At 69.1% G+C, this 19,290-nt stretch carries 21 protein-coding genes; 11 read left to right on the forward strand and 10 right to left on the reverse strand.

Annotated elements, in window-relative coordinates:
• Window positions 1-283: 283 nt before the first annotated feature.
• Window positions 284-856 carry a helix-turn-helix domain-containing protein gene (locus IF11_RS0120575; RefSeq protein ID WP_030353134.1) on the forward strand — a complete coding sequence of 191 codons (573 nt, stop codon included), beginning with the start codon at window positions 284-286 and terminating at the stop codon, window positions 854-856.
• Between the two features lie 44 nt (window positions 857-900).
• Entirely contained in the window at window positions 901-1,455 is a 555-nt protein-coding gene (locus IF11_RS0120580) for a YbaK/EbsC family protein (protein WP_030353135.1), read from the forward strand.
• 69 nt (window positions 1,456-1,524) lie between these two features.
• On the opposite strand, the gene IF11_RS0120585 is transcribed toward IF11_RS0120580, so the two are convergent.
• Window positions 1,525-1,932, reverse strand: a complete 408-nt coding sequence (locus IF11_RS0120585; protein WP_030353136.1) for a CoA-binding protein — start codon at window positions 1,930-1,932, stop codon at window positions 1,525-1,527.
• Window positions 1,933-2,120: 188 nt separating this feature from the next.
• Here IF11_RS0120585 and IF11_RS0120590 point away from each other — a divergent pair, with 188 nt between their 5' ends.
• Window positions 2,121-2,744 carry an NADH oxidase gene (locus IF11_RS0120590; RefSeq protein WP_240627814.1) on the forward strand — a complete coding sequence of 208 codons (624 nt, stop codon included), beginning with the start codon at window positions 2,121-2,123 and terminating at the stop codon, window positions 2,742-2,744.
• 26 nt (window positions 2,745-2,770) lie between these two features.
• Here the strand turns inward: IF11_RS0120590 and IF11_RS0120595 are convergent, their stop codons facing one another.
• The 5 genes from IF11_RS0120595 to IF11_RS0120615 form a co-directional block, all read right to left on the reverse strand.
• On the reverse strand, window positions 2,771-3,382 hold the full coding sequence (locus IF11_RS0120595; RefSeq protein ID WP_030353138.1) for a response regulator transcription factor: 612 nt from the start codon (window positions 3,380-3,382) through the stop codon (window positions 2,771-2,773).
• A 44-nt stretch (window positions 3,383-3,426) separates the two neighbouring features.
• Window positions 3,427-4,686, reverse strand: a complete 1,260-nt coding sequence (locus IF11_RS0120600) for a sensor histidine kinase (RefSeq protein WP_420894619.1) — start codon at window positions 4,684-4,686, stop codon at window positions 3,427-3,429.
• 126 nt (window positions 4,687-4,812) lie between these two features.
• On the reverse strand, window positions 4,813-7,164 hold the full coding sequence (locus IF11_RS0120605; protein WP_030353140.1) for a TOMM precursor leader peptide-binding protein: 2,352 nt from the start codon (window positions 7,162-7,164) through the stop codon (window positions 4,813-4,815).
• Window positions 7,161-7,337 (reverse strand): hypothetical protein, encoded by a 177-nt coding sequence (locus IF11_RS41375; protein WP_165840677.1) that lies wholly within the window; start codon window positions 7,335-7,337, stop codon window positions 7,161-7,163. The genes IF11_RS0120605 and IF11_RS41375 overlap by 4 nt, the downstream gene beginning before the upstream one ends.
• A 198-nt stretch (window positions 7,338-7,535) precedes the next feature.
• Window positions 7,536-8,489: an ArsR/SmtB family transcription factor gene (locus IF11_RS0120615; RefSeq protein WP_051746090.1), complete on the reverse strand. Its 954-nt coding sequence runs from the start codon at window positions 8,487-8,489 to the stop codon at window positions 7,536-7,538.
• A 334-nt stretch (window positions 8,490-8,823) separates the two neighbouring features.
• Between IF11_RS0120615 and IF11_RS0120620 the strand changes: the two genes are divergently transcribed.
• From IF11_RS0120620 to IF11_RS0120635, 4 genes are all read left to right on the forward strand, one after another.
• On the forward strand, window positions 8,824-9,225 hold the full coding sequence (locus tag IF11_RS0120620) for a cold shock domain-containing protein (RefSeq protein WP_030353142.1): 402 nt from the start codon (window positions 8,824-8,826) through the stop codon (window positions 9,223-9,225).
• 342 nt (window positions 9,226-9,567) lie between these two features.
• On the forward strand, window positions 9,568-10,995 hold the full coding sequence (locus tag IF11_RS0120625; RefSeq protein ID WP_030353143.1) for an aldehyde dehydrogenase family protein: 1,428 nt from the start codon (window positions 9,568-9,570) through the stop codon (window positions 10,993-10,995).
• Between the two features lie 30 nt (window positions 10,996-11,025).
• Window positions 11,026-11,835, forward strand: coding sequence for an alpha/beta fold hydrolase (locus tag IF11_RS0120630; RefSeq protein ID WP_030353144.1), 810 nt, complete (start codon window positions 11,026-11,028; stop codon window positions 11,833-11,835).
• Window positions 11,836-12,043: 208 nt separating this feature from the next.
• Complete coding sequence (locus tag IF11_RS0120635) at window positions 12,044-12,289, forward strand: MbtH family protein (RefSeq protein WP_030353145.1); 246 nt, start codon at window positions 12,044-12,046, stop codon at window positions 12,287-12,289.
• Window positions 12,290-12,450: 161 nt separating this feature from the next.
• Here the strand turns inward: IF11_RS0120635 and IF11_RS0120640 are convergent, their stop codons facing one another.
• From IF11_RS0120640 to IF11_RS0120650, 3 genes are read right to left on the reverse strand one after another with little or no spacing between them, the layout of a single operon-like run.
• The gene (locus IF11_RS0120640) at window positions 12,451-13,248 is read right to left on the reverse strand and encodes an ABC transporter permease (protein ID WP_030353146.1); all 798 of its coding nucleotides are present in this window, start codon (window positions 13,246-13,248) and stop codon (window positions 12,451-12,453) included.
• Window positions 13,245-14,177, reverse strand: a complete 933-nt coding sequence (locus tag IF11_RS0120645; protein WP_030353147.1) for an ABC transporter ATP-binding protein — start codon at window positions 14,175-14,177, stop codon at window positions 13,245-13,247. Before IF11_RS0120645 ends, IF11_RS0120640 begins: the two co-directional genes overlap by 4 nt.
• Window positions 14,177-14,545 (reverse strand): hypothetical protein, encoded by a 369-nt coding sequence (locus IF11_RS0120650; protein ID WP_030353148.1) that lies wholly within the window; start codon window positions 14,543-14,545, stop codon window positions 14,177-14,179. Before IF11_RS0120650 ends, IF11_RS0120645 begins: the two co-directional genes overlap by 1 nt.
• Before the next feature lie 86 nt (window positions 14,546-14,631).
• Here IF11_RS0120650 and IF11_RS0120655 point away from each other — a divergent pair, with 86 nt between their 5' ends.
• Window positions 14,632-15,039 carry a GntR family transcriptional regulator gene (locus IF11_RS0120655; RefSeq protein ID WP_030353149.1) on the forward strand — a complete coding sequence of 136 codons (408 nt, stop codon included), beginning with the start codon at window positions 14,632-14,634 and terminating at the stop codon, window positions 15,037-15,039.
• A gap of 41 nt (window positions 15,040-15,080) precedes the next feature.
• Here IF11_RS0120655 and IF11_RS0120660 read toward each other — a convergent pair whose 3' ends face one another.
• Window positions 15,081-15,989 carry a winged helix-turn-helix domain-containing protein gene (locus IF11_RS0120660; RefSeq protein ID WP_051746091.1) on the reverse strand — a complete coding sequence of 303 codons (909 nt, stop codon included), beginning with the start codon at window positions 15,987-15,989 and terminating at the stop codon, window positions 15,081-15,083.
• Window positions 15,990-16,280: 291 nt separating this feature from the next.
• Here IF11_RS0120660 and IF11_RS0120665 point away from each other — a divergent pair, with 291 nt between their 5' ends.
• The 3 genes from IF11_RS0120665 to IF11_RS0120675 form a co-directional block, all read left to right on the forward strand.
• The gene (locus IF11_RS0120665; protein WP_030353151.1) at window positions 16,281-17,468 is read left to right on the forward strand and encodes a DUF5808 domain-containing protein; all 1,188 of its coding nucleotides are present in this window, start codon (window positions 16,281-16,283) and stop codon (window positions 17,466-17,468) included.
• A 125-nt stretch (window positions 17,469-17,593) separates the two neighbouring features.
• Complete coding sequence (locus IF11_RS0120670; protein WP_030353152.1) at window positions 17,594-18,949, forward strand: serine hydrolase domain-containing protein; 1,356 nt, start codon at window positions 17,594-17,596, stop codon at window positions 18,947-18,949.
• Window positions 18,950-19,016: 67 nt separating this feature from the next.
• Window positions 19,017-19,290 (forward strand): AMP-binding protein (locus IF11_RS0120675; protein ID WP_030353153.1); only part of this gene is annotated, 274 nt, incomplete at its 3' end.

Genomic DNA, 19,290 nt, shown 5'->3' on the forward strand with positions numbered 1-19,290 from the left:
CATGGTAGATAGAAAGAACCGCTGAAGCCCCTGCCATATGCGCATAACACCGTGTCTGCCCTGCCCGAAGCCGGGACGCCGATGTCCGTTCGCTGCTCCGGATGCCCGCTGATGGCCCGTTGAGGCCCGGTGTGGTCAACTGCTTTCAGCCAACCATACGGTCACATCGGCCGCGAGTGGCGGGGTCATGCGGGGCTTCGCAGTACAGTGCGATGAACGATGGGGTGCACTACACCGCAGTACAGTCCATTGAGCTATTCCATTGAATATATTTGGACGGAACGTGTCGGACCTCGACCAGCTCACGCAGTCGCTCGCCCGCAATCTCAAGCGCTGGCGCGGTGAACGGGGCTTCACCCTCGACGCCCTGGCGGCCAGGGCGGGGGTCAGCCGCGGCATGATCATCCAGATCGAGCAGGCCCGTACCAACCCCAGCGTCGGCACCACCGTCAAGCTCGCCGACGCGCTCGGCGTCTCGATCACCACCCTCCTCGACTACGAGCAGGGCCCACAGGTCAGGATCGTGCCGGAGAGCCAGGCCGTACGGATGTGGTCCACGCCCGCGGGCAGCCGCACCACGCTGCTGGTCGGCACCGAGGCCCGCGGACCACTCGAACTGTGGGAATGGATCCTGCGGCCGGGGGAGGCCTGCGCCTCCGACCCGCATCCGCCGGGCACCACCGAACTGCTCCATGTGACCGCCGGGGAACTGACCCTTGTGGTCGACGGCGAACCGCACACCGTGCCGGCGGGCGCCTCGGCGGCCTTCGAGGCGAATGTGCCGCACGTCTACCGCAACGAAGGCGCCGATACGGTCGAGATGATCATGTCCGTGTCGATCCCGCCCGTACGCTGAGACGCCCGGTTCGTGGTGACGGGGCGGCTGTTAGCGTGATATCCATGCGCGCTCCCCTCGGACCCTTCGACAACGCCAGACCCGCCCCTGACTGCCTCGAAGAACTGACGCCGCCCGTCGCCGACGCCGTACGCGGGTGGCAGGGCGGCATACCGGCCGAACAACTGGTGTACGTCGACACCGACCCCGCGATCGCGGACACGGCGGTCTTCGCCGAGCACTACGGCCCCGGACTGCTCGGCCAGTCCGCGAACTGCGTGGTGGTGGCGGGCAAGCGGGGCGGCGAGTCGACGCTCGCGGCGTGTGTCGTGCTCTCGCGCACGCGCGTCGATGTCAACGGTGTGGTCCGCAGACAACTGGGCGCGCGCAAGGCCTCGTTCGCCGCGATGGACACCGCTGTCGGCGAGACGGGCATGGAGTACGGAGGAATCACCCCGATCGGACTGCCCGCGTCCTGGCCGCTGCTGGTGGACTCGGCGGTGCTCGACACCGAATGGGTCCTGATCGGCAGCGGCCGGCGCCGCGGCAAGCTGATCGTCCCGGGCAAGATCTTCGGCGGACTGCCGGGCGCGGTGGTTCTGGAGGGCCTGGGCGTCTGACCGCGTCACGGGAAGGAGTCCCGGACGCGGCGCGTCAGGCGAAGGGGCGGGGTCGGCCGAGCGTGCGCGTCAGCCGAGCTGCGGGATCTCGATGGCGGGGCAGCGGTCCATGACCATGTCGAGGCCGGCCGCGCGGGTGCGGGCGTAGGCCTGTTCGTCGATCACGCCGAGCTGGAACCAGACGGCCTTCGCCCCGATCGCCGTCGCCTCGTCCGCGACCCCGCCCGCCAGGTCGCTGTTGACGAAGACGTCCACGACATCGACCGGGAAGGGGATGTCGGCCAGCGAGGCGTAGCCCTGCTCGCCGTGGACCGGCTCGGCCTTCGGGTGGACCGGCACGACGCGCTTGCCGAAGCGCTGGAGCACCGCCGCGACGCCGTAGGCCGCGCGGGACGGGTTGTTGGACAGTCCGACCACGGCCCAGGTGTCGCCGCTCTGCGTGAGGATCTTGCGGATCGTATCCGTGTCTGCGTACATATTCGAACAACGGTGGGGGGCGCCCGGCCATTCCGCAAGGCGCCGCGCTCGCGCGCCCGCGTGAAATCTCCACGTGGTATTCGTGACGTTCTCGCTCCCCCGGGCCTCGCCGACCCCCACATACTGATCGGTACATGGCCGTTTCAAAACGAGGGGCTGCATTGGGAACGGCGGATGAGCATCGAACAGTGAACCTCTGGTCGCTGAGCGAGGATGTCGCCGTCGCCACGGAAGCCGGCGGTCAGACGCTCGTCCTGACCGGGCGGTGGGGGACCGAGCGGATCGGAGACGCGCATCCGGTCGTCCACGAGGCGCTGCGCCGGATGCAGCTCGGGCCCGTTCTCCTCGCCAATCTCGAACCCCGGCCGGGCAGCATCGTGCCCCGGGCCCATACGTATCTGGTCCTGCTGCCGGTGCTGAAGCGGCTCTCCCACCTGGTGGTCCGTACGCTCGGCCTGGACGATCTCAAAGGGCCGCTGCTCTCGGTGTTCCCGGTCGCCCGGCCCGCACCCTTCACCCCCGTACGGCTGCCGCCGAAGCGCCCCGTCCGGATGCCGCGCGGGGTGTCGTTCACGCTGGAGGCGGCGGGGTTCGCGCTGGAGTCGGTGGGCTCACCGCACCGGGTGCTGCTGCACCGGCCCGAGGCGGCCTGGGTGGTCGGCATGCTGGCCTGGCCCATCACCCCGGACCAGGCGTCGGCCGCCTTGCCGCTGCCGGGAGCGGTGACCCAGGACATCATCGAGTATCTGGCCGCGGCCGGAATGGCCGTACCGGTGGAAGACTTCGGCGGCGGCCTCGATGACATCGCCTGAATCGCCTGAGCGCGCGCCTACGGCTGCTACAGCAGCCAGTCCGCCTCCTGCGCGATCCTGATCGCGTCCACCCGGTTCCGCGCGTTGAGCTTGGCCACGATCGTCGTCAGATAGTTCCGTACGGTGCCCGGTGACAGATGCAGCTCCCGGGCGATCTCATTGGCCTCCGACCCCTCCGCCGCCCTCCGCAGCACCTCTGTCTCCCGCTCGGTCAGCGGCGACTCGGCGCCGTCCCATGCCGAGAGCGCGAGCTGCGCGTCGATCACCCGGTGGCCGGCGACCACCCGCCGTACCGCGGTGGCCAGTTCCTGGGGCGGCGCGTCCTTGAGCAGATAGCCGGAGACCTGCGCCGACAGCGCGCGCCGGAGCGTTCCCGGCCGGCCCAGGCTGGTGAGGATCAGGGTCCGGCACTCGGGCAGCGACTCCCGCAGCCGGGCGGCCGCCGTCAGTCCGTCGATCCCGGGCAGATCGATATCGATGATCGCGATATCGGGGCGGTGCTCCAGCGCGGCCGGCAGGATATGGTCGCCGCGCTCCAGTTCACAGACGACCTTGAGATCTCTCTCCAGGTTCAGCAGAGCCACCAGCGCTCCGCGGACCATGTTCATGTCTTCGGCCAGCAGAATGCGTATGGCCATGAATGGGGTCTCCTCCCCGGATCCAGCAGGGCACGTCCCAGCCCTCAGGCCGCGGAGCCCCGGGCGTAGATGTCGTCGTCCACATCGGGCACTCCTCTGATCAGATGGGCGGGCGCCTCGGCCGTCAGCTGGAACGTCCCGTCGGCGCCGCGTGCGACGGAGAGCCGGCCCGACACGGCCCGCAGCCGCGTCTCCAGGTTCCCCAGACCGCTGCCGCTGTGCGGCGAGGAGTCGCGGTACGCCGGGTCGACACCGTCGTTGGACACGGACAGCCGTACCAGCCCGCCTTCCTGGACGGCCTCGATGTCGCAGACACAGGCGCGTGAGTGCCGCAGCAGATTGGTGATCGCCTCCCGCAGCACCGCGGCGAGTACGGTGTCGACCTGCTGGCTGATCTTCCCGAGCCGGATGGTGGCCCGCACCCTCACATCCGCGGCGGAGAGCAGGGACTGCGCCGAACCCAGCTCCTGTTCCAGCGAGAGCCCGCGCAGCCCGCTGGCGACCGTACGCACATCGGCGAGCGACTGCCGTGAGATCGCCAGGACTTCGCTGATCTCGTCCATCGCGCGCCGCGGATGCGTCGGCACCAGCCGGTGGATCAGCTCGCTCTTCAGTGTGATCGCGGAGAGGCTGTAGCCGAGCAGATCGTGCAAGTCCCGTGCGAACCGCAGCCGTTCCTGCGTGACCGCCATACGGGTCAACTCGACCCGGGTGTCGTGCAGCGCCCGGACGAGCTCCGCCATCCGCGAGAGCCCGTACACGACCAGTCCGGTCAGCAGCGTCGACTGGCACAGATAGAACGCCTCCCGCAGCGGGAGCCGATCCACGATCGGGGGGATGAGCATGCTGATCCCCACCGCTCCATAGGCGAACCAGGCACGCCGGCCGGGCAGGAGGAGCAGCAGGGACCCCGCGAGGAAACCGGCCATCGCTCCCCACTGGGACTGGAAGGCCGCGATCGGCAGATACGTGAGCAGCGCCTGCGCGCCGAGCGTCACCGACTTCTGCCAGGTGGGGGCCCGGCGGGCCCTGGGACTGGAATGTCTCAGCTGCAGCAGGAAGATGAGCAGCATGCCGGTGAGGGACGCGGTGAGGGAGAAGGCGCTGTGGTCCACTCCCGCGAGATTGATGATGGTGACGCTCAGATAGCCGAGAAGAGCGATCGTCAGGATGACGCGGGCCAGTTGAGGGGCCGGCAGATCCGGTGGGGTCGTGGGGCCGCGCGTCACCTCGTCCTTCTCCCCCGGCCGGACATTCTCAGTGGATCCGTCGTCGCGACTTCGCATGATCGTGTGTCTTCGCAGCCTTCCCCGTCGAACCTCCTTGCGTGAAGAGCGTAAGTGATCGTCGTGAAGGATGTGCTGAGATCGGGCGGTGCCGGGACGAAATCGCCGCTCCGTTACGCGGACTTTACGAATCCGCTCGTGTGGTCAGACGAATAGTGGTATGGGGTTCAGCTGCGAGTATGGGGTGGGCTCGGTGCGTCTCCCCAGCTCCACCGGTGTGTTGTACAGCCGTCCTGGCGCGAACCGTGGCCAGAAGGGCCGCAGCCCCGGGACGATCACCTTCACCACAGGGAGTTCCAGATCGGGTCGGCTCTGGTCGAGTACCAGCAGGTCCATCCCGCGCGAGCGCGTCAACTCCGTGATGGCGGTGATGTCTTCCCGCAGATCGCCGGCCGGGGCGTAGGGCAGGTCGCGCGGCCCGAAGGCCGGCACGTCCCGATCCGCCCGCAGATAGGGGCGGTTGGCGGCCGTGGAGTGCCGCCACCACTCCAGCGGCTCGGGATCGGTGACGCGGTAGCCGCCGCCCTCGGGCGTCACCTCGCTGACCAGGGGCAGCAGTTGGCCCATTTCCGTCAGGGCCCTGCGCAGCGCCACCCGCGGGTCGAAGTGCGCACCGAAGCCGAAGACGATGTCCTCGGCGGGCTTGTCCGTGCGCCGGGACAGGGCCGCGATCACGGGGATGCCGAAGTCCGAGGTGAGATCCAGGGCCCACACCTCGCGGCGCACCGTACGGTAACCCTCGCGCAGCCGCTCGATGTACGGCTCCCCGAACGCGTCGAGATCGACACCCGGCTGCCGGGTCCGGTTGTACCACCACAGCGCCACCGCGTCCCGCTCCACCAGCTCCAGGAACCCCTGGATCAGGGCGTCTTCGGGGCTGCTGCCGGCCGCGTTGCCGTTGGAGTCGGCACACAGGCCATCCGGTGCCTCCTCCTCGCCGAAGTACAGCATGGAGGTCGGCAGCAGTCGCTGGGTCTGTCCGGTCAGCGACCACACCGGGGTCCAGTCGGTGGGGCGGTGCGTGTCGAACGGGGGTGGTACGTAGTGCAGCCGGGAGCCGCCCGCGTTCCACCGGTCCCTGTCCCGCAGCTGCCGATCGTCGAACAGCTGGCAGGAGTTGGGGTGGATCGCCGTCTCGCCCAGGGCGTGGAAGGAGTCATGGATCACCGGTTCGTCGCCCTGCCGGGTCCCGCTGTAGCGCTCCACCGCCTCACCCAGCGCGCTCGTACGGGCCTCCGCTTCCGTGAGTCCCTTGCCGCCGCTGAGGGAGCGCAGCCCGGCCCGCAGCCCCGCCAGGGTCCCGCTGCGCATGGCCAGATTCTGGCCGGAGAGAAAGGCGTTGACGAACTCCGGGCTCCCCGGGGCGCGCCGGATCTCCTTGATGATTCCGGTGACGGGATCCACCAGAGAGCCGTAGCGCTCCAGCATCTGGGCGGGGGTCAGCGCCCGGTGGCCATTGAGGTCCTGTACGGCCTTGGGCCGTGACACCGGTACGAACGGAGCGCCGACGCGCCGGGCGACCAGACCGGGATCCCCGCAGGCCGCGCACTGCGGCAGCCGCGCCACGGGGTGGGCCGTGGTGTGCAGCCCCAGTGTGTCCAGTGTGTTCACTGAGCCGTGGGAGGCGGTCCGTATCCCCGCCAGCCACTTCGCTGCCTCCAGCACGGCGAGCTGTACGGCGATGGCCCTGCCCGCCGCCAGTGTGGCGGGCGGTCGCTGCGGCGGTCCCTCCAGGCCCAGCGCGCGCTGGAGGGGACGCTCGGAGGAGCGGTGACCGCGCAGCCGGGTCGCCAGGCAGTGCCAGCACGGGCCCTCGCCGGGGCGGAAGACCGGTCCGATCCAGGGAGCCGCGGAGCCCACTCCCACCAGCAGCCAGGGCGTTCCGGCCGCGCGGTGCCCGGCATCGACCTCGTGCAGCCCGGGGGAGAGATAGTCGTCGCACAGGACGAGCGAGAGGTCCGCTTCGGTGCCCGGAGGCGCGAGCGTCAGCCCCGAGGCGCGGCACGCGGCGCCGACCTGCTCCAGGTCGACATCGGTGAGGGCCACCGGGCGTACCGTCGTCCGGGCGAGCGTGTCCAGCGTACGTACGCCGTCCAGCCCGGCCAGATCCCAGTAGGCCTCGGCGGCCCGATCGGGGCAGGGGGGTGCGGTCGGGCTCTCCACCGCTGTGGAGCCCTTTATCGCCGCGGAGCTCTCCGCCGTGGCCGGGCGCAGCCGCAGCAGTCCCGCCGCGTCGAGGGCCCGCAGCGAGGCGGCGGCCTCCTCGGCACTCAGCGCGGGAGCCGCGTCACGCAGCACACCGTCAGGGCTGCGGGTGCCGTCGAGCAGTGGTACCAGCACTTCGCTGTGGTCCCCGTACAGCGCGGTGACACCGCGCTGGGACACCAGATAGGCCGCCTCTCCCGGGACGACCGTCGCGCGCAGATGGCTCTTGAAGCCAAGACGCGCCCCGTCGCCGGCGGACGGCCGCCGCCCGCTTCCCCCCGCCTCGGTCATCCCTGGTGCTGCTCGTGCCCGTTGAACGCCGGGGCGATGGGGGAGGCGTTGATGCAGATGCTCAGCAGCGCGACGCCCTGCTCGGGCATCGAGTCGAGGTCCTCGATGACGAGATGACGCCCGCCGGCCGCCGGTGCGTCCGACCCGAGGAGGGAGGTGATGGCGTGGCTCATAACGATCGTTCCCCTTTCATGCTGTCAGTTGTTGTCTCTTGCGGGATTGATTCTGCGCACAGCGATGTGACGGGCAAACAGTCCCGCATTCACTGGCAGGATATGAAGTTCTCATGTTCCCGGCCGGGACATTTGCCGACCGCCAAAGCATGTGGAGATGAAATACGGATCGATCCTACTGTTCTCGGACGCGGCGGTTCAGTTCACGGAGGCCGGACGCGTACCGAGACGAGCCGTGGAAGGGGCCTTCCTCAGCCGGCCGCCCAGCAGCGCCATTCCGAGCGGGGTGACCGAATGGAGGGCACAGTTCCGTACCCGCCGGGTGGTGATCAGCCCGGACTCCCGCAGTACGGAGGCGTGTTGGCTCGCGCTGCCGGGGGAGACACCGAGCCGGGCGGCGAGCTGGCTGGTGGTGCAGGTGTTGGTCAGGGCGCGCAGGGCGGCGGCGCGCGTCTGGCCGACGAGTGCGCTGAGCGCCTGGCCGCCGGTGACCTCGGGGTCGTCCGGGATCGCGAACAGACCGGCGGCATCCGGCGGTACGGAGAAGACCAACGCGGGCTGGTCGCTGTCCCGTTCTGCGGCGATGACGCGGCCGACCAGCCCCGGCAGGAACGCCGACGGGTTGAGCAGCAGGCCCTGGCCCCTGAGGTGGACGTCCAGCTCCAGCCCGTCGTGTATCTCCAGCACCGGCGGGTTCCATACGATCCGGGGGTGCAGCGTGGCGAGCAACTGCTCGACCCCGCCCGTCATGGCGATACGTCCGTGCGCGTCGCACTCGCTGTCGAGCCGCTCCAGGATGCTGTCCCAGTACGGGGCGACCCCGGCCCGCCACATGTCCACGGCCAGCCGGGCCGCGTCCGTACGGGTCATGGACAGCGCGGCGAGCGCCGAAGTGTCCGCGTCCGGCGAGGAGTCGAGCAGGAACAGCAGGTCGTCCGGCGCCTTGAGGGCCCGGAGCAGCGGGACGAGCGGTCTGTTGAGGGAGGAGGTCTCGCGCAGCCGGCCGAGTACGTCGCCTCGCCATCGCGCGTAGTCGGCGTTGCGGGACTGAGTGAGCACACCGAGTGCGAAGACGCCCTCGGCGACAGGTCCGAGTGTGCTCTGCAGCCGGGTTCGGGCAAGATCTGCCGCGGTGAAATGGATTCTCTGCATGTAACGCCCCCGTAAGCAAGTGGTGAATCCGTGGCGTCGGCAGTGCGGCCGACAATACGCTCGCCGGTGCGCGGTAGGCCCGGCGTGCGCGGATCGCTGGCCCGGTCCTTCCGGAGGCCACACCGGTACGGCGTGGACCAAGAGGAAGGAACCAGGGCTCACCCGCCGACGGTGCCACGGCCTGAGTTGTGCAGACAGTGTCGGCGTCCTCGAACCGTCATGGCCGATTCACTGCCCGGATCATGAATTCTTCAGGGGTGGCGCGTCGGCGTGCGGCGTACCATCCTGTGAGGGCTGAATCAGGGCTGGTTGTGGTGGTCGCGGAGGTGCGGTTGTGCTGAAGACGGGGAAGATCCAGCGGTTCGACGAGACGCGTGGGTACGGATTCATCAACCCGGACGAGGGTGGTGAGGACGTGTTCATGCACGCGAACGATCTCCTGGACGAGAAGTACCTCTACCAGGCGGGCCGGGACGTCGAGTTCTTCGTCGAGATGGGCGAGAAGGGCCCGAAGGCGTCCGAGATCCGTCTGATCCACCAGCCCTCGCGACGCCGGCCCGAGCAGTTCGGAGCGGACAGCGGGGCGGCGGAGGACGAGCCGGGCGCCGCGGGATTCCGGAGCGAGCTGACCGACGTACTCCTCGACGCCGACGGGACGCTGACGGCCGATCAGATCAAGCGGATCCGTACCCGGATCGTCGAACTGGCCCGTGCGCGCGGCTGGATCAGCGACTGACCGGTGCGTCGGCGGCCCCCCGTTGACCGGTGCGCCCACCGCTCCGCGCCAGGGGGCCGCAATTCCGTGGAATTCCGCAGCGTACAGAAATGGCCGCCCTGTCGGGAGTTTTGGCCGAGCCCAAATAGAACAGTTCGGCGGAGTCTCGCCGGGCCCGTGAATACAGGGCATTTGCCGACAACAGAAACTGTGGCCGCGCTGGTTTCTCTGTGGTTACGTTGTCCGGGCAGGAACGTGAAGTTCTCTGCGGGAGGTCGGGAGTTGCTGGACGACCTGCCGGGATGAAGGCGCGTCACTGTGCTCCAGGGGCCGCGCCTCAGCGACCGCCGTAGGGGAGTAGCTGTGATCAGCGAATCCGTGGAGGAAGCCGTACGCCGAGCCCGAGCGGCGGTTGCGGAAGTGGCGTCATGGTCGCAGGCCGACACCGACAGGGCCGTCATGGCCGTCGGCTGGCACTGCTACCGGGAGGAGACCGCGCGCGGACTCGCCCGCCTCAGCCATGAGGAGACCGGCCTCGGGGACATCGAGGACCTGTACACCCTGCAACGCGGACGCGTGCTGGGGATCCTCAACGATCTGCACGGCGCGCGGACCGTCGGCGTGGTGGAGGAACAGCCGGAACTGGGGCTCGTCAAGATAGCGAAACCGCTCGGGGTGATCGCCGTCGCCAGCCCCGCGACGGCTCCGGCCCCCGGCATCATCTGCAACGCCCTGCCGATGCTGAAGACCCGTAACGCGTCGGTCTTCAGCCCCAACCCGCGCGCACACCGCAGCGCACTCGCCACACTGGACGTGATGCGTGCCGCGCTCTCGGAGATCGGGGCGCCCCCGGATCTGGTGCAGTGTCTGCCCGTGACCGGCCGTGAGGCCGGCGAACAGCTCATGGCCGCCGCTGACTCCGTCGTCGCCATCGGCGGGGCAGGGACGGTACGACGCGCCTACCGCAGCGGTACGCCGGCGATCGGCGCCGGCGTCGGCAACCCGACGGTGATCGTGGACGAGACCGCGGATCTTGAGGACGCCGTCGGCAAGATCCAGCACGGGGCCGGCTTCAACCACGGCACCTCCTGCTCGTCCGAGAGCAATGTGCTCGTGCACCACTCCATCGCCGCCGCGTTCGAGGAGACACTGGCACGCGCCGGCGCCCATCTCTGCACCGAGGAGGAGGCCGCCCGCGTCGTCCGGCTGCTGTGGCCGGACGGCAGCGCACTCAACCGCGAGCTGATCGGACGCCCCGCCGCGGACATCGCACGGGCCGCCGGGGTCACCCTCGACGCCTCGGAGAAGGTGACCGTCCTCGTCGTCCGGTGCGCCGACCCCCGGCAGGACTCCGCGGTGCTGCGGGAGAAGCTCTCCCCGCTGCTGACCGTCTCCGTCTACACCGATTTCGACGAGGCCGTACGGCTGGTGCAGAACATCTCGGAGCGCTGCGGCCTCGGGCACAGCTGCGCCGTGCACACGGCCAGGACGGACCGGGTCATGCGGCTGGCCGAGGCCGTCTCCCACTGCCGTGTCGTGGTGAACCAGTCGACCATGACCAACACCGGCAGCCTCGCCAGTGGCGTGCCCTTCACCACCACGCTCTCCAGCGGGAGTTGGGGAGGGTCGAGTGTCTCGGGCAATGTCACCTGGCGGCACTTCCTCAACCACACCACCGTCTCCAGGCCCATCCCCGCACGCGTCCCCGACGAGGCGGCGCTCTTCGGCGCGTACTGGGAGGACGCACGGGACGCGGGTCCTCGGGGCGCCCTGTCGGTGGCGGACGCCTGAGCCGGAACGACAGCAGAACGGAGAACGTACGTGCCGATCAGCCGCGTCAACGGAATCAACCTCAGCTTCGAGGACACCGGCCACGGCGAACCGGTGGTGATGGTGATGGGTTCGGGTGCGGGCGGCCGTTCCTGGCACCTCCACCAGGTGCCCGCCCTCACATCGGCCGGCTACCGGGTGATCACGTTCAACAACCGCGGGATCCCGCCGACCGACGCCTGCGCCGGGGGCTTCACCATCGAGGACCTGATCGCCGACACGGCGGGGCTCATCGAGCGGCTCGACCTCGGCCCCTGCCGGCTCGTGGGCACCTCCCTCGGTGCCCATGTCGCCCAGGAACTCTGCCTGGCCCGGCCTGAGTTGGTCAGTCAGCTCGTACTGATGGCAACGCGCGGGCGCACGGACTTCATGCGCCGGGCACACGCGCGAGCGGAACGGGAGTTCCATGACAACGGTGGCACGATGACACCGCTGTACGGGGCCACCCTCCGCGCTCTGCAGAATCTGTCGCCCGCGACTCTGAGCGAGGACAAGGAGGTCCGGGACTGGCTGGACATCTTCGAACTCGCGCCCGTGTCGCAGCTGCCGGGGTACCGCGCCCAGCTCGATATCGACATCACCACCAACCGGCTGGACGCCTACCGGGGAATCGACAGGCCCTGCCTTGTCATCGGTTTCTCGGACGATCTGATACTGCCCCCGCACTTCAGCCGTGAAGTCGCCGACGCGATACCGGGATCCCGCTATACGGAGATCCGTGACGCCGGTCACTACGGCTATCTGGAACGCCCCGACGGAGTCAATGCCGCGCTGCTCGAATTCTTCGCGCAGTACAGCTGATCCGGCGAGGTCAGGCGCATCGCGTCAGCGCACCGTCCACGTACCACCACGCACCATCCATCCGCCTATCGGCACACATCGAATATCAGGTTCCGGCTGGGGACGCTTTGGTCCCAGGCAAAACAGTTGAACCGGCTGAAGCGGCTGGGAGATCATGCCGCGGGGGGCCGGGGGAAGTCCGGAACCCGGACATGGGGAAGGGAAACTCATGGAGAACCCGTTCGACAACGACAACGGCTCTTTCTACGTACTGGTCAACCACGAGAACCAGCACTCGCTGTGGCCCACGTTCGCGAACGTCCCGGACGGCTGGACGGTCGTCTTCGGCGAGGACAGCCGGCAGGCCTGCCTCGACTACGTGGAGAAGAACTGGACGGACATGCGCCCCGCCAGCCTCATACGCGAGATGGAGGGCGAGACGGTACCGGCCGGAAAGGCCGGCGTCCCCGCCTGACACACCGGGCGCCAGGCGCGTCCGGCCACGAACGGCCACGCGAGTGGAGCAGAAGCAACGCGGGTGCCCCGGAATGCGGTCCGGGGCACCCGCCCTTTGCGTGTACGGGCGAGTGCCGGGGGAAGGGAGTCCGGCATCGCTCCGTACCCGCGGTCCGGCCGTCAGACCACGTCCCGTCGCATGGGGACCAGTACGGCCACGGCCGCCGCGACGAGAGCGTAACCCGCCAGCAGCAGTCCGCCGCCCACCGGTGACAGCAACGACACCGGACTGGTGGACAGTTCGTCCGCCAGGACATCAGCGAGATAGGTGAAGCTGGTGAGCGAGGCCGTCGCGCCACCCGGCAGCAGCGGGTAGAGCAGATTGACCCCGGGGATCATCATCAGGATCAGCTCGCCCATGTAGAGATAGCCGATCACCACCGCGAGAGCGACGATCTGATTGCGGATCAGCGCGCCCATCGCCACCCCGAGCAGGGTGTAGACCGCCATCGTCAGCGCCAGCCTGAGGAGCAGCTCGATCACCGTGCCGGTCGCCAGCCCGGGAGTGACCCCGCGGGCGGCGAGCGCCCCGAAGAACCCCGCGCCCGCGCCGGCGGTCTGCACCAGCCCGTACACCAGACCGGCCACGCCGAAGGTGACCAGCTTGGCGGTGAGCACCTGCCAGCGCTGCGGGGCGAAGAGGAACGTGAACGTGGCCGTACGGTGCCGGTACTCCGACGTCATGGCCAGCGTGCCCAGCGCCGCGGGGACGAAGACCGTGAAGCCCAGCATCCCGAAGACCGACAGGACACCCTCCTCCGTCTCCAGTCCCGGCATGGGCGGCGAGAAATTCTCCGGTCCGACGGCGGTCAGCAGCCCGACCATGCCACCGCCCAGGACGACGGCGGTCAGCAGCGCCCACAGCCACATGCGCGTGGCCAGCAGCCGGCGGAACTCCGCCTTGATCAGCGCGTTCATCGGGCGTCCCCCTCGCTGTCCGCGGTCAGTTCGAAGAACAGCTGCTCCAGACTCGTGTCCTCGGTGAGCAGTTCATGCACCCGCAGCCTCGCGGCCGACGCCAGATCGGCGATCTGCGCGGTCGCGAGCCCCTGCACCCGCAGCGCGCCGTCGTGCCCCGTCTCGACGCTCTGCGCGGCCACCCCGTCCGAAGTGCCCCGAAGCAGTACCTTCTTGAGCGCCTCGGCGTCGGGGGAGCGGACCAGTACGGTCGAGGGCCTGAACCGCTCCATCTCCCGCAGCGGGCCGGCCGCGACCAGCGTGCCGCGCCGGATCATCACGATGTCGTCCACGATCTGCTGGACCTCGCTGAGCACATGGCTCGACACCAGTACGGTGCGCCCCTCGTCGGCGAGTTCGCGCAGGAAGCGGCGCAGCCACGCGATGCCCTCGGGGTCGAGGCCATTGCTCGGCTCGTCGAGCAGCAGCACCTGGGGGTCGCCCAGCAGCGCGGTCGCGAGACTGAGCCGCTGCTTCATCCCGGTGGAGAAGGTGCGCGTCTTGCGGTGCGCGGCGTGCGCGAGGCCGAGCCGGTCGAGTAACTCCTCGACGCGGCCCGCCGGATGGCCGCCCATGGTGCGGTAGATCCGCAGATGGTCGCGCGCCGAGTGATTGGGATGGAAGGCCGAGGCGTCGAGCACCGCCCCGACGATCTCGGAGGGCCGGCGCAGCTCCCCGTACCGCTTGCCGCCGATCGTGGCGGTGCCCGCGGTCGGGGTGACCAGGCCCAGGATCATGCGCATGGTCGTGGTCTTGCCGGCCCCGTTGGGGCCGAGGAAGCCGGTGATGACGCCCGGCTCCACGGAGAAGCTGAGACTGTCCACCGCGGTGACCGGCCCGAACCGCTTGGTCAGGCCGGTCACCTCGATCCGGTAGTTCGGCTGGTTCATCAGCTCTTCCCCAGGCGTTGTCCGACGAGCTCGGCGAGCTGGTCCGCGTCGTCGAGCGAGAGGACCAGTTCGTCGACCTTCTCACCGTCGGGGGTGCGGTCGAGCAGGATGTGCAGGCCGGGCTTGCCGCGATAGGCCGCCACGAGCTGACGCGGCCCGACCATGACGCCCCAGAAGCCGATCTTGGCGAACCCCGAGACGACCAGGCCGTTGCGAGAACCGCGGGCGACGCTCAGCGGACGGTCGACCCGGGTCACCTGGCGCACACTCGCCAGCGGAACGGTCAGTGAGCTGCGGTGGAGCCAGGTCTGCTCCCGTCGGCTGAACTCGACCGTCAGCTCCGCGCCGGAAACCTTCATCTCTGCCATGGGATCCATCCCTCCCTCTGGGACCCGGGGTGCGGTCCTGCCGTGGCCATCTGTTCTAGTAGTTGTATATCAGATAGAGTGAGCTTGTGCATCTAGTACTCGATCTCGACAGCGAGGTCCCGATCTATCAGCAGATCCGGGACCGGGTGGTGGAAGCCATCGCCGACGGCCTGCTGGCGCCTGGCGCGTCCCTGCCCTCCACCAGGCAGTTCGCCGTCGACCTGGCGATCAACTTCCACACCGTGAACAAGGCGTACGACCTGCTGCGGCGCGAGGGCATCATCCGCATCAACCGCAAGAGCGGAGCGGTGGTCCACCCGGACGTGCGGAGGGCGACGGCGGAGCTGCGGGTGGGGGTCGACTGGGAGCAGCGGCTGCGCACGCTCCTGGCCGAAGCGGTGGTACGAGGCGTTCCGGAGGGGGAGGTCTTGACGTACGTACGGACGACCCTGGAGGGGTTCGCCAAGCAGAGCGAGGGGGGTGGGCAGGGATGAGGGGCGCCGGCGGATCCGGTGGACCAGGAGGGGGGCGGGGATCAGCCGGGGTGCGCCGGCGGCTCGGGCGGCGGTCCCTTCAGCAGAGCCTCACCCAGCGGCGTGAGGGTGTGGATCGCGCAGGTGCGCGTACGGGTCGTCGACACCAGCCCGGCGTTGCGCAGCACGCTGGCGTGCTGGCTCGCCGAACCGGCCGACACCCCCACATACTGGGCGAGTTCGGTCGTCGTACGGCTTTCGGTGAGCGCTTGGAGCACCGCGGAGCGCGTGCTTCCGACGAGAGCGGACAGTGACTGTTTCGGCTGGGTGAGGTTCCACAGGGCGGAGGCCATCATGGGGTCGGGATGTACCGGGTAGACGAGGATCGGCGCTCTCTCCGGCGCGGCCTCGTCGAGAAAGAGACGCGGGGGACCGGACAGGAAGAGGGAGGGCGCGAGCAGCAGACCGGAACCTCGCAGCCGTACCTCGGCCGGCCGTGCCCGGTCGCTCGGGATCGTCAGGACGGGCGGCTGCCAGCGGATCCCCTGATCCATGGCCCGGAACAGCTCGTGCATGCCGCCGGTGAACATGAGCCGGCCGCTTGCCTCGCGCTCGCTCTCCAGGAAGCTGTGAATCCGGGGCCAGTACGGCTGGATCGCCTCCTCCGCGAACTCGCGGAGAAAGGCCGGAAGAGGGGTGGGAGAGGCTTGGGCGGACGGGGCCTGGGGGGACGGAAGGCCGCTGACCCCGGCTCTCACCTTTCCCGACGCCGACAGCGTGATCGACAGCAGACCGGGGGAGGCGGCAAGGCTCTCGGCCAGACTCAGCAGCTGATGGAGGCGCCGGCCCTGCCGGACCTTGACCGTCTTGCGCCATTCGGAGAACGCGTCGTCGTTATTCCGGTGGAGAACCCCAAGCGCGAAAAGGGACTCGGGGACAGGCCCGAGAGATCTGTGCAGTCGAAAATTCATTACGTCCTTGAAGGTGAAATGAATTCTCTGAGTGTGACCAGTCGGTCCGTCATTTCTGCGTTCGCCTCTATTCATGCCCGAGTGAACCCCCGTCCGCTCATTCCCGGATCTCCGGGTGAGTCGTGCACCATGACACACGGCCATGATGCACGACGGGCGCGTGGCCGCGCAGTGAATACCGATCGGTAATAACACCCGGACAATTCCCGGGGAAACCCGTTCGACCTGCGGGTTTCAGTCCTGACCAAAGGCGCTTGCAAGGCAGGCGGCCGATGCGAGAAATTGGATTAGGTGAACACCGTGCTTGTCAGCCTGCTCGTCAATTCCGGGATCCTGCTGGCGCTGGGGGCCACCCTGTACGCCGCGCCGAGCCCGCTCCTCAACCCCCACTCCGTTCCCTTCGGCGTACGGGTACCGCCCGACAAGGCGGACGCCCCCGAAGTGAGCGAACAACGCCGCCGCTACCGCGCCCTGTTACTGCGGGCCACCCTCATTGTCACCGTCGCCGCCCTCGTTATCGGCGCCGTGCTGGACAGCGTCGCGGTCGGTGGTGTGGCGGCGGCCGTGCTCTGCGTCATCGCCGCCGCGCTGTGGCTGAGCGCGCACCGCGCCCTCGCCCGCGCGAAGGAGCGGGGCAACTGGTACGAGCACGTACGGCAGGGCGCGGTCATGGACACCTCCCTGCGCACCGACCCCGTACGGCTCCCCTGGGCATGGGCGATTCCCTCGCTCGTGGTGGTCGTCGTGACCGCCGTCGCCGGTGCGATCGTCTACCCGCAGCTGCCCGAGATGATGGCGCTCCCGGAACGCTCAGCGAACGGGACCGTCTACCGCGAGATCACGACCACCTTCTGGACCGCGTTCAGCCTGGTCTTCGCCCAGATCCTGCTGACCGCCATGGTGATCGGGACAGTCGCCGCCGTCCTGCGCGCCCGCGCGGACCTGGATGTCTCGCGGCCCCGGAGCAGCGCCGCCCAGCACCGCCGCTACCTCAGTCTGACGGCACGCAGTCTGCTGGGCATCGCCGCGCTGCTCAACCTCATGCTGCTCGGGCTCTCCGGGATGATGTGGAGCGACAGCCGCTCCGGGGCCGTGCTGGCCCTGGTCATCGGCGTACCGCTGCTCGCGGCCGTCGCCGTGTCCGTGCCGCTCGTACGCATGGGACCCGGGGGCAGCCGGCTGGTGCTGGAAAGCGCGGACGGCTCGGGTGGCTCGAACGGCATGGGCTCGGTTGGCCTCGGTGGCCCGGGTGCCCCGGACGAGGGGACCGGGCTGGTACCGCGCGACGACGACCGCCACTGGTACGGCGCCGGCACCGTCTACGTCAACGCCGACGATCCCGCCATCCTCGTGCCCCGGCGCGTGGGCATGGGCTGGACCGTCAACCTGGGCAATCTCCGGTTCCTGATCATCTCCGCGGCGGTGTTCGCGATCGCCGCCGGAGCGACGGTCGTGTCCGTCACCATGGGATCGAGCTAGCTCGCGCACCTAGTAAATCCCCTCTGACCAGGGGGTTTCCACTGCCGTCGAAGATGATTGCGGAAGCGGGTCCGGAGGGAGAGCCTGGGGGCAGTGAGACACCGGACAGCGGGGGGAAGTCTTCAGTGGGTACGAGCGGATCGCCGGACCGCGTCGCGGACATCTTCGAAGAACTCGCGCGCGAACATCGCGTTACGGGCGCGCAGTTGGCCCTCTACCGCGACGGCGCCCTGACGGAGCACACGGTCGGCGTCGAATCCGTCCGGACGAAGAACCCGGTGACAGCTGACACCGCCTTCCCCTTCGGCTCCGTGACGAAGTTCTTCACGGCCGGCCTCACCATGCAGTTCGTCTCCGACGGCGACCTCGACCTCGACGAACCACTCTCCGGACTCGTGCCCGAGCTGAAGAGCGCGACCAATCCGCTCCTCGGCACCGGCACGGTCCGTCAACTCCTCAGCCACACAGCCGGCCTGGCGGACAGCATCGAATACGCCGACATGCGCGGCCCCTCGTACCGGCGCTTCGCCACCGTATGCGGGGAAGAGCCGAACCTCTTCCCGCCCGGCCTCGCGTTCTCGTACTCCAACACCGGATACTGCCTGCTCGGCTCCGTCATCGAGGCCGTCTCCGGAATGGACTGGTGGACGGCGATGGACAGTTGCCTGCTGCGCCCGCTGGGCATCGAGCCCGCTTTTCTGCACGACCCCAGACCCGGGGCGGACCAGCCGGCCAGGACCAGGGCGGAGGGGCACGCGATACGCGCGGGCAGCGACGAAGCCGAGCCCGTCGACCATATGACGGCACTCTCCCTGGCGGCTGCCGGCGGCCTCGCCGGAAGCGCGCGGGACCTGGTCACCACCGCCCGACTGCACCTCGACGACCGTGACACCTTCGCCCACCGGCATCTGCTGCCGGAGGACGCGATCCTCCAGATGCGGGACAGCGTGCCGGACGCCGAACCGTTCGGCCTCGCCGACGCCTGGGGCCTGGGCCTGATGTGCCACAGGAACGGGGACGACGCGTGGTTCGGCCACGACGGCGCGGTCGGCGGCGCCACCTGCAACCTCCGAATCCATCCCGGCAGCAGCACGGCGCTCGCCGTGACCACCAACTCCACAGCGGGGCCCAAGCTGTGGGAGGACCTGGTGAGGGAGTTGCGCGCGAACGGGCTCGACCTCGGCCACTACAGCCTGCCGCACCCCGAGGCCCCGCAGGTCGGCGACCTCGGTGACTATCTCGGCAGCTACACCAACGGCGATCTGCTGCTGATGGTCGTGGCCGACGCTTCGGGAGAGCTGTTCCTCACCCGCGAGGACTACTCGGACTACCTGCTCACCATCCACGAGGACGACCTCTTCGTCGCCCGGGACCGGGTCCACGACGCCCTGCCGATCATCGGAAGGTTCGTCAGGGAACGCGTCGGCGGCCCCGTCGCCCTCCTCCAGTACGGCGGCCGGGCCCTGCAACGACAGGGCTGAGAGGGCGCCCCTACCGCGCGCGTGTGCCCACGGCGACACATTCACGAGATATACGGGGAAATCAACGATGTTCGAGGGTGGGCAGTCGATGCCGTCAGTCCAGCAGGTATCGATCGTGGGTGTGTTCGCGGACAGGCTGGCCGAGTCGCCGGGTGCGGTGGCCGTGGTGTGTGGTGATGTGTCGTTGACGTATGGGGAGTTGGACGCGCGGGCTGGGCGGTTGGCTCGGGTGTTGGTGGAGTGTGGTGTGGGTGTGGAGTCGCGGGTGGGGTTGTTGTTGGAGCGGTCGGTTGATGTGGTGGTGGCGATGTTGGCGGTGGTGAGGGCGGGGGGTGTGTATG

The sequence above is a fragment of the Streptomyces scopuliridis RB72 genome (genome assembly GCF_000718095.1).
In the GTDB taxonomy this organism is placed as follows: domain Bacteria; phylum Actinomycetota; class Actinomycetes; order Streptomycetales; family Streptomycetaceae; genus Streptomyces; species Streptomyces scopuliridis.

Bases quoted from the DNA above. Each gene is read 5' to 3' on its own strand.
- IF11_RS0120585 (WP_030353136.1), bottom strand. From the start codon at position 1,932: ATGTACGCAGACACGGATACGATCCGCAAGATCCTCACGCAGAGCGGC.
- IF11_RS0120650 (WP_030353148.1), bottom strand. From the start codon at position 14,545: ATGGCAGAGATGAAGGTTTCCGGCGCGGAGCTGACGGTCGAGTTCAGC.
- IF11_RS0120645 (WP_030353147.1), bottom strand. From the start codon at position 14,177: ATGAACCAGCCGAACTACCGGATCGAGGTGACCGGCCTGACCAAGCGG.
- IF11_RS41375 (WP_165840677.1), bottom strand. From the start codon at position 7,337: ATGAGCCACGCCATCACCTCCCTCCTCGGGTCGGACGCACCGGCGGCC.
- IF11_RS0120640 (WP_030353146.1), bottom strand. From the start codon at position 13,248: ATGAACGCGCTGATCAAGGCGGAGTTCCGCCGGCTGCTGGCCACGCGC.
- IF11_RS0120595 (WP_030353138.1), bottom strand. From the start codon at position 3,382: ATGGCCATACGCATTCTGCTGGCCGAAGACATGAACATGGTCCGCGGA.
- IF11_RS0120605 (WP_030353140.1), bottom strand. From the start codon at position 7,164: ATGACCGAGGCGGGGGGAAGCGGGCGGCGGCCGTCCGCCGGCGACGGG.
- IF11_RS0120580 (WP_030353135.1), top strand. From the start codon at position 901: ATGCGCGCTCCCCTCGGACCCTTCGACAACGCCAGACCCGCCCCTGAC.
- IF11_RS0120635 (WP_030353145.1), top strand. From the start codon at position 12,044: ATGGAGAACCCGTTCGACAACGACAACGGCTCTTTCTACGTACTGGTC.
- IF11_RS0120615 (WP_051746090.1), bottom strand. From the start codon at position 8,489: ATGCAGAGAATCCATTTCACCGCGGCAGATCTTGCCCGAACCCGGCTG.
- IF11_RS0120660 (WP_051746091.1), bottom strand. From the start codon at position 15,989: ATGAATTTTCGACTGCACAGATCTCTCGGGCCTGTCCCCGAGTCCCTT.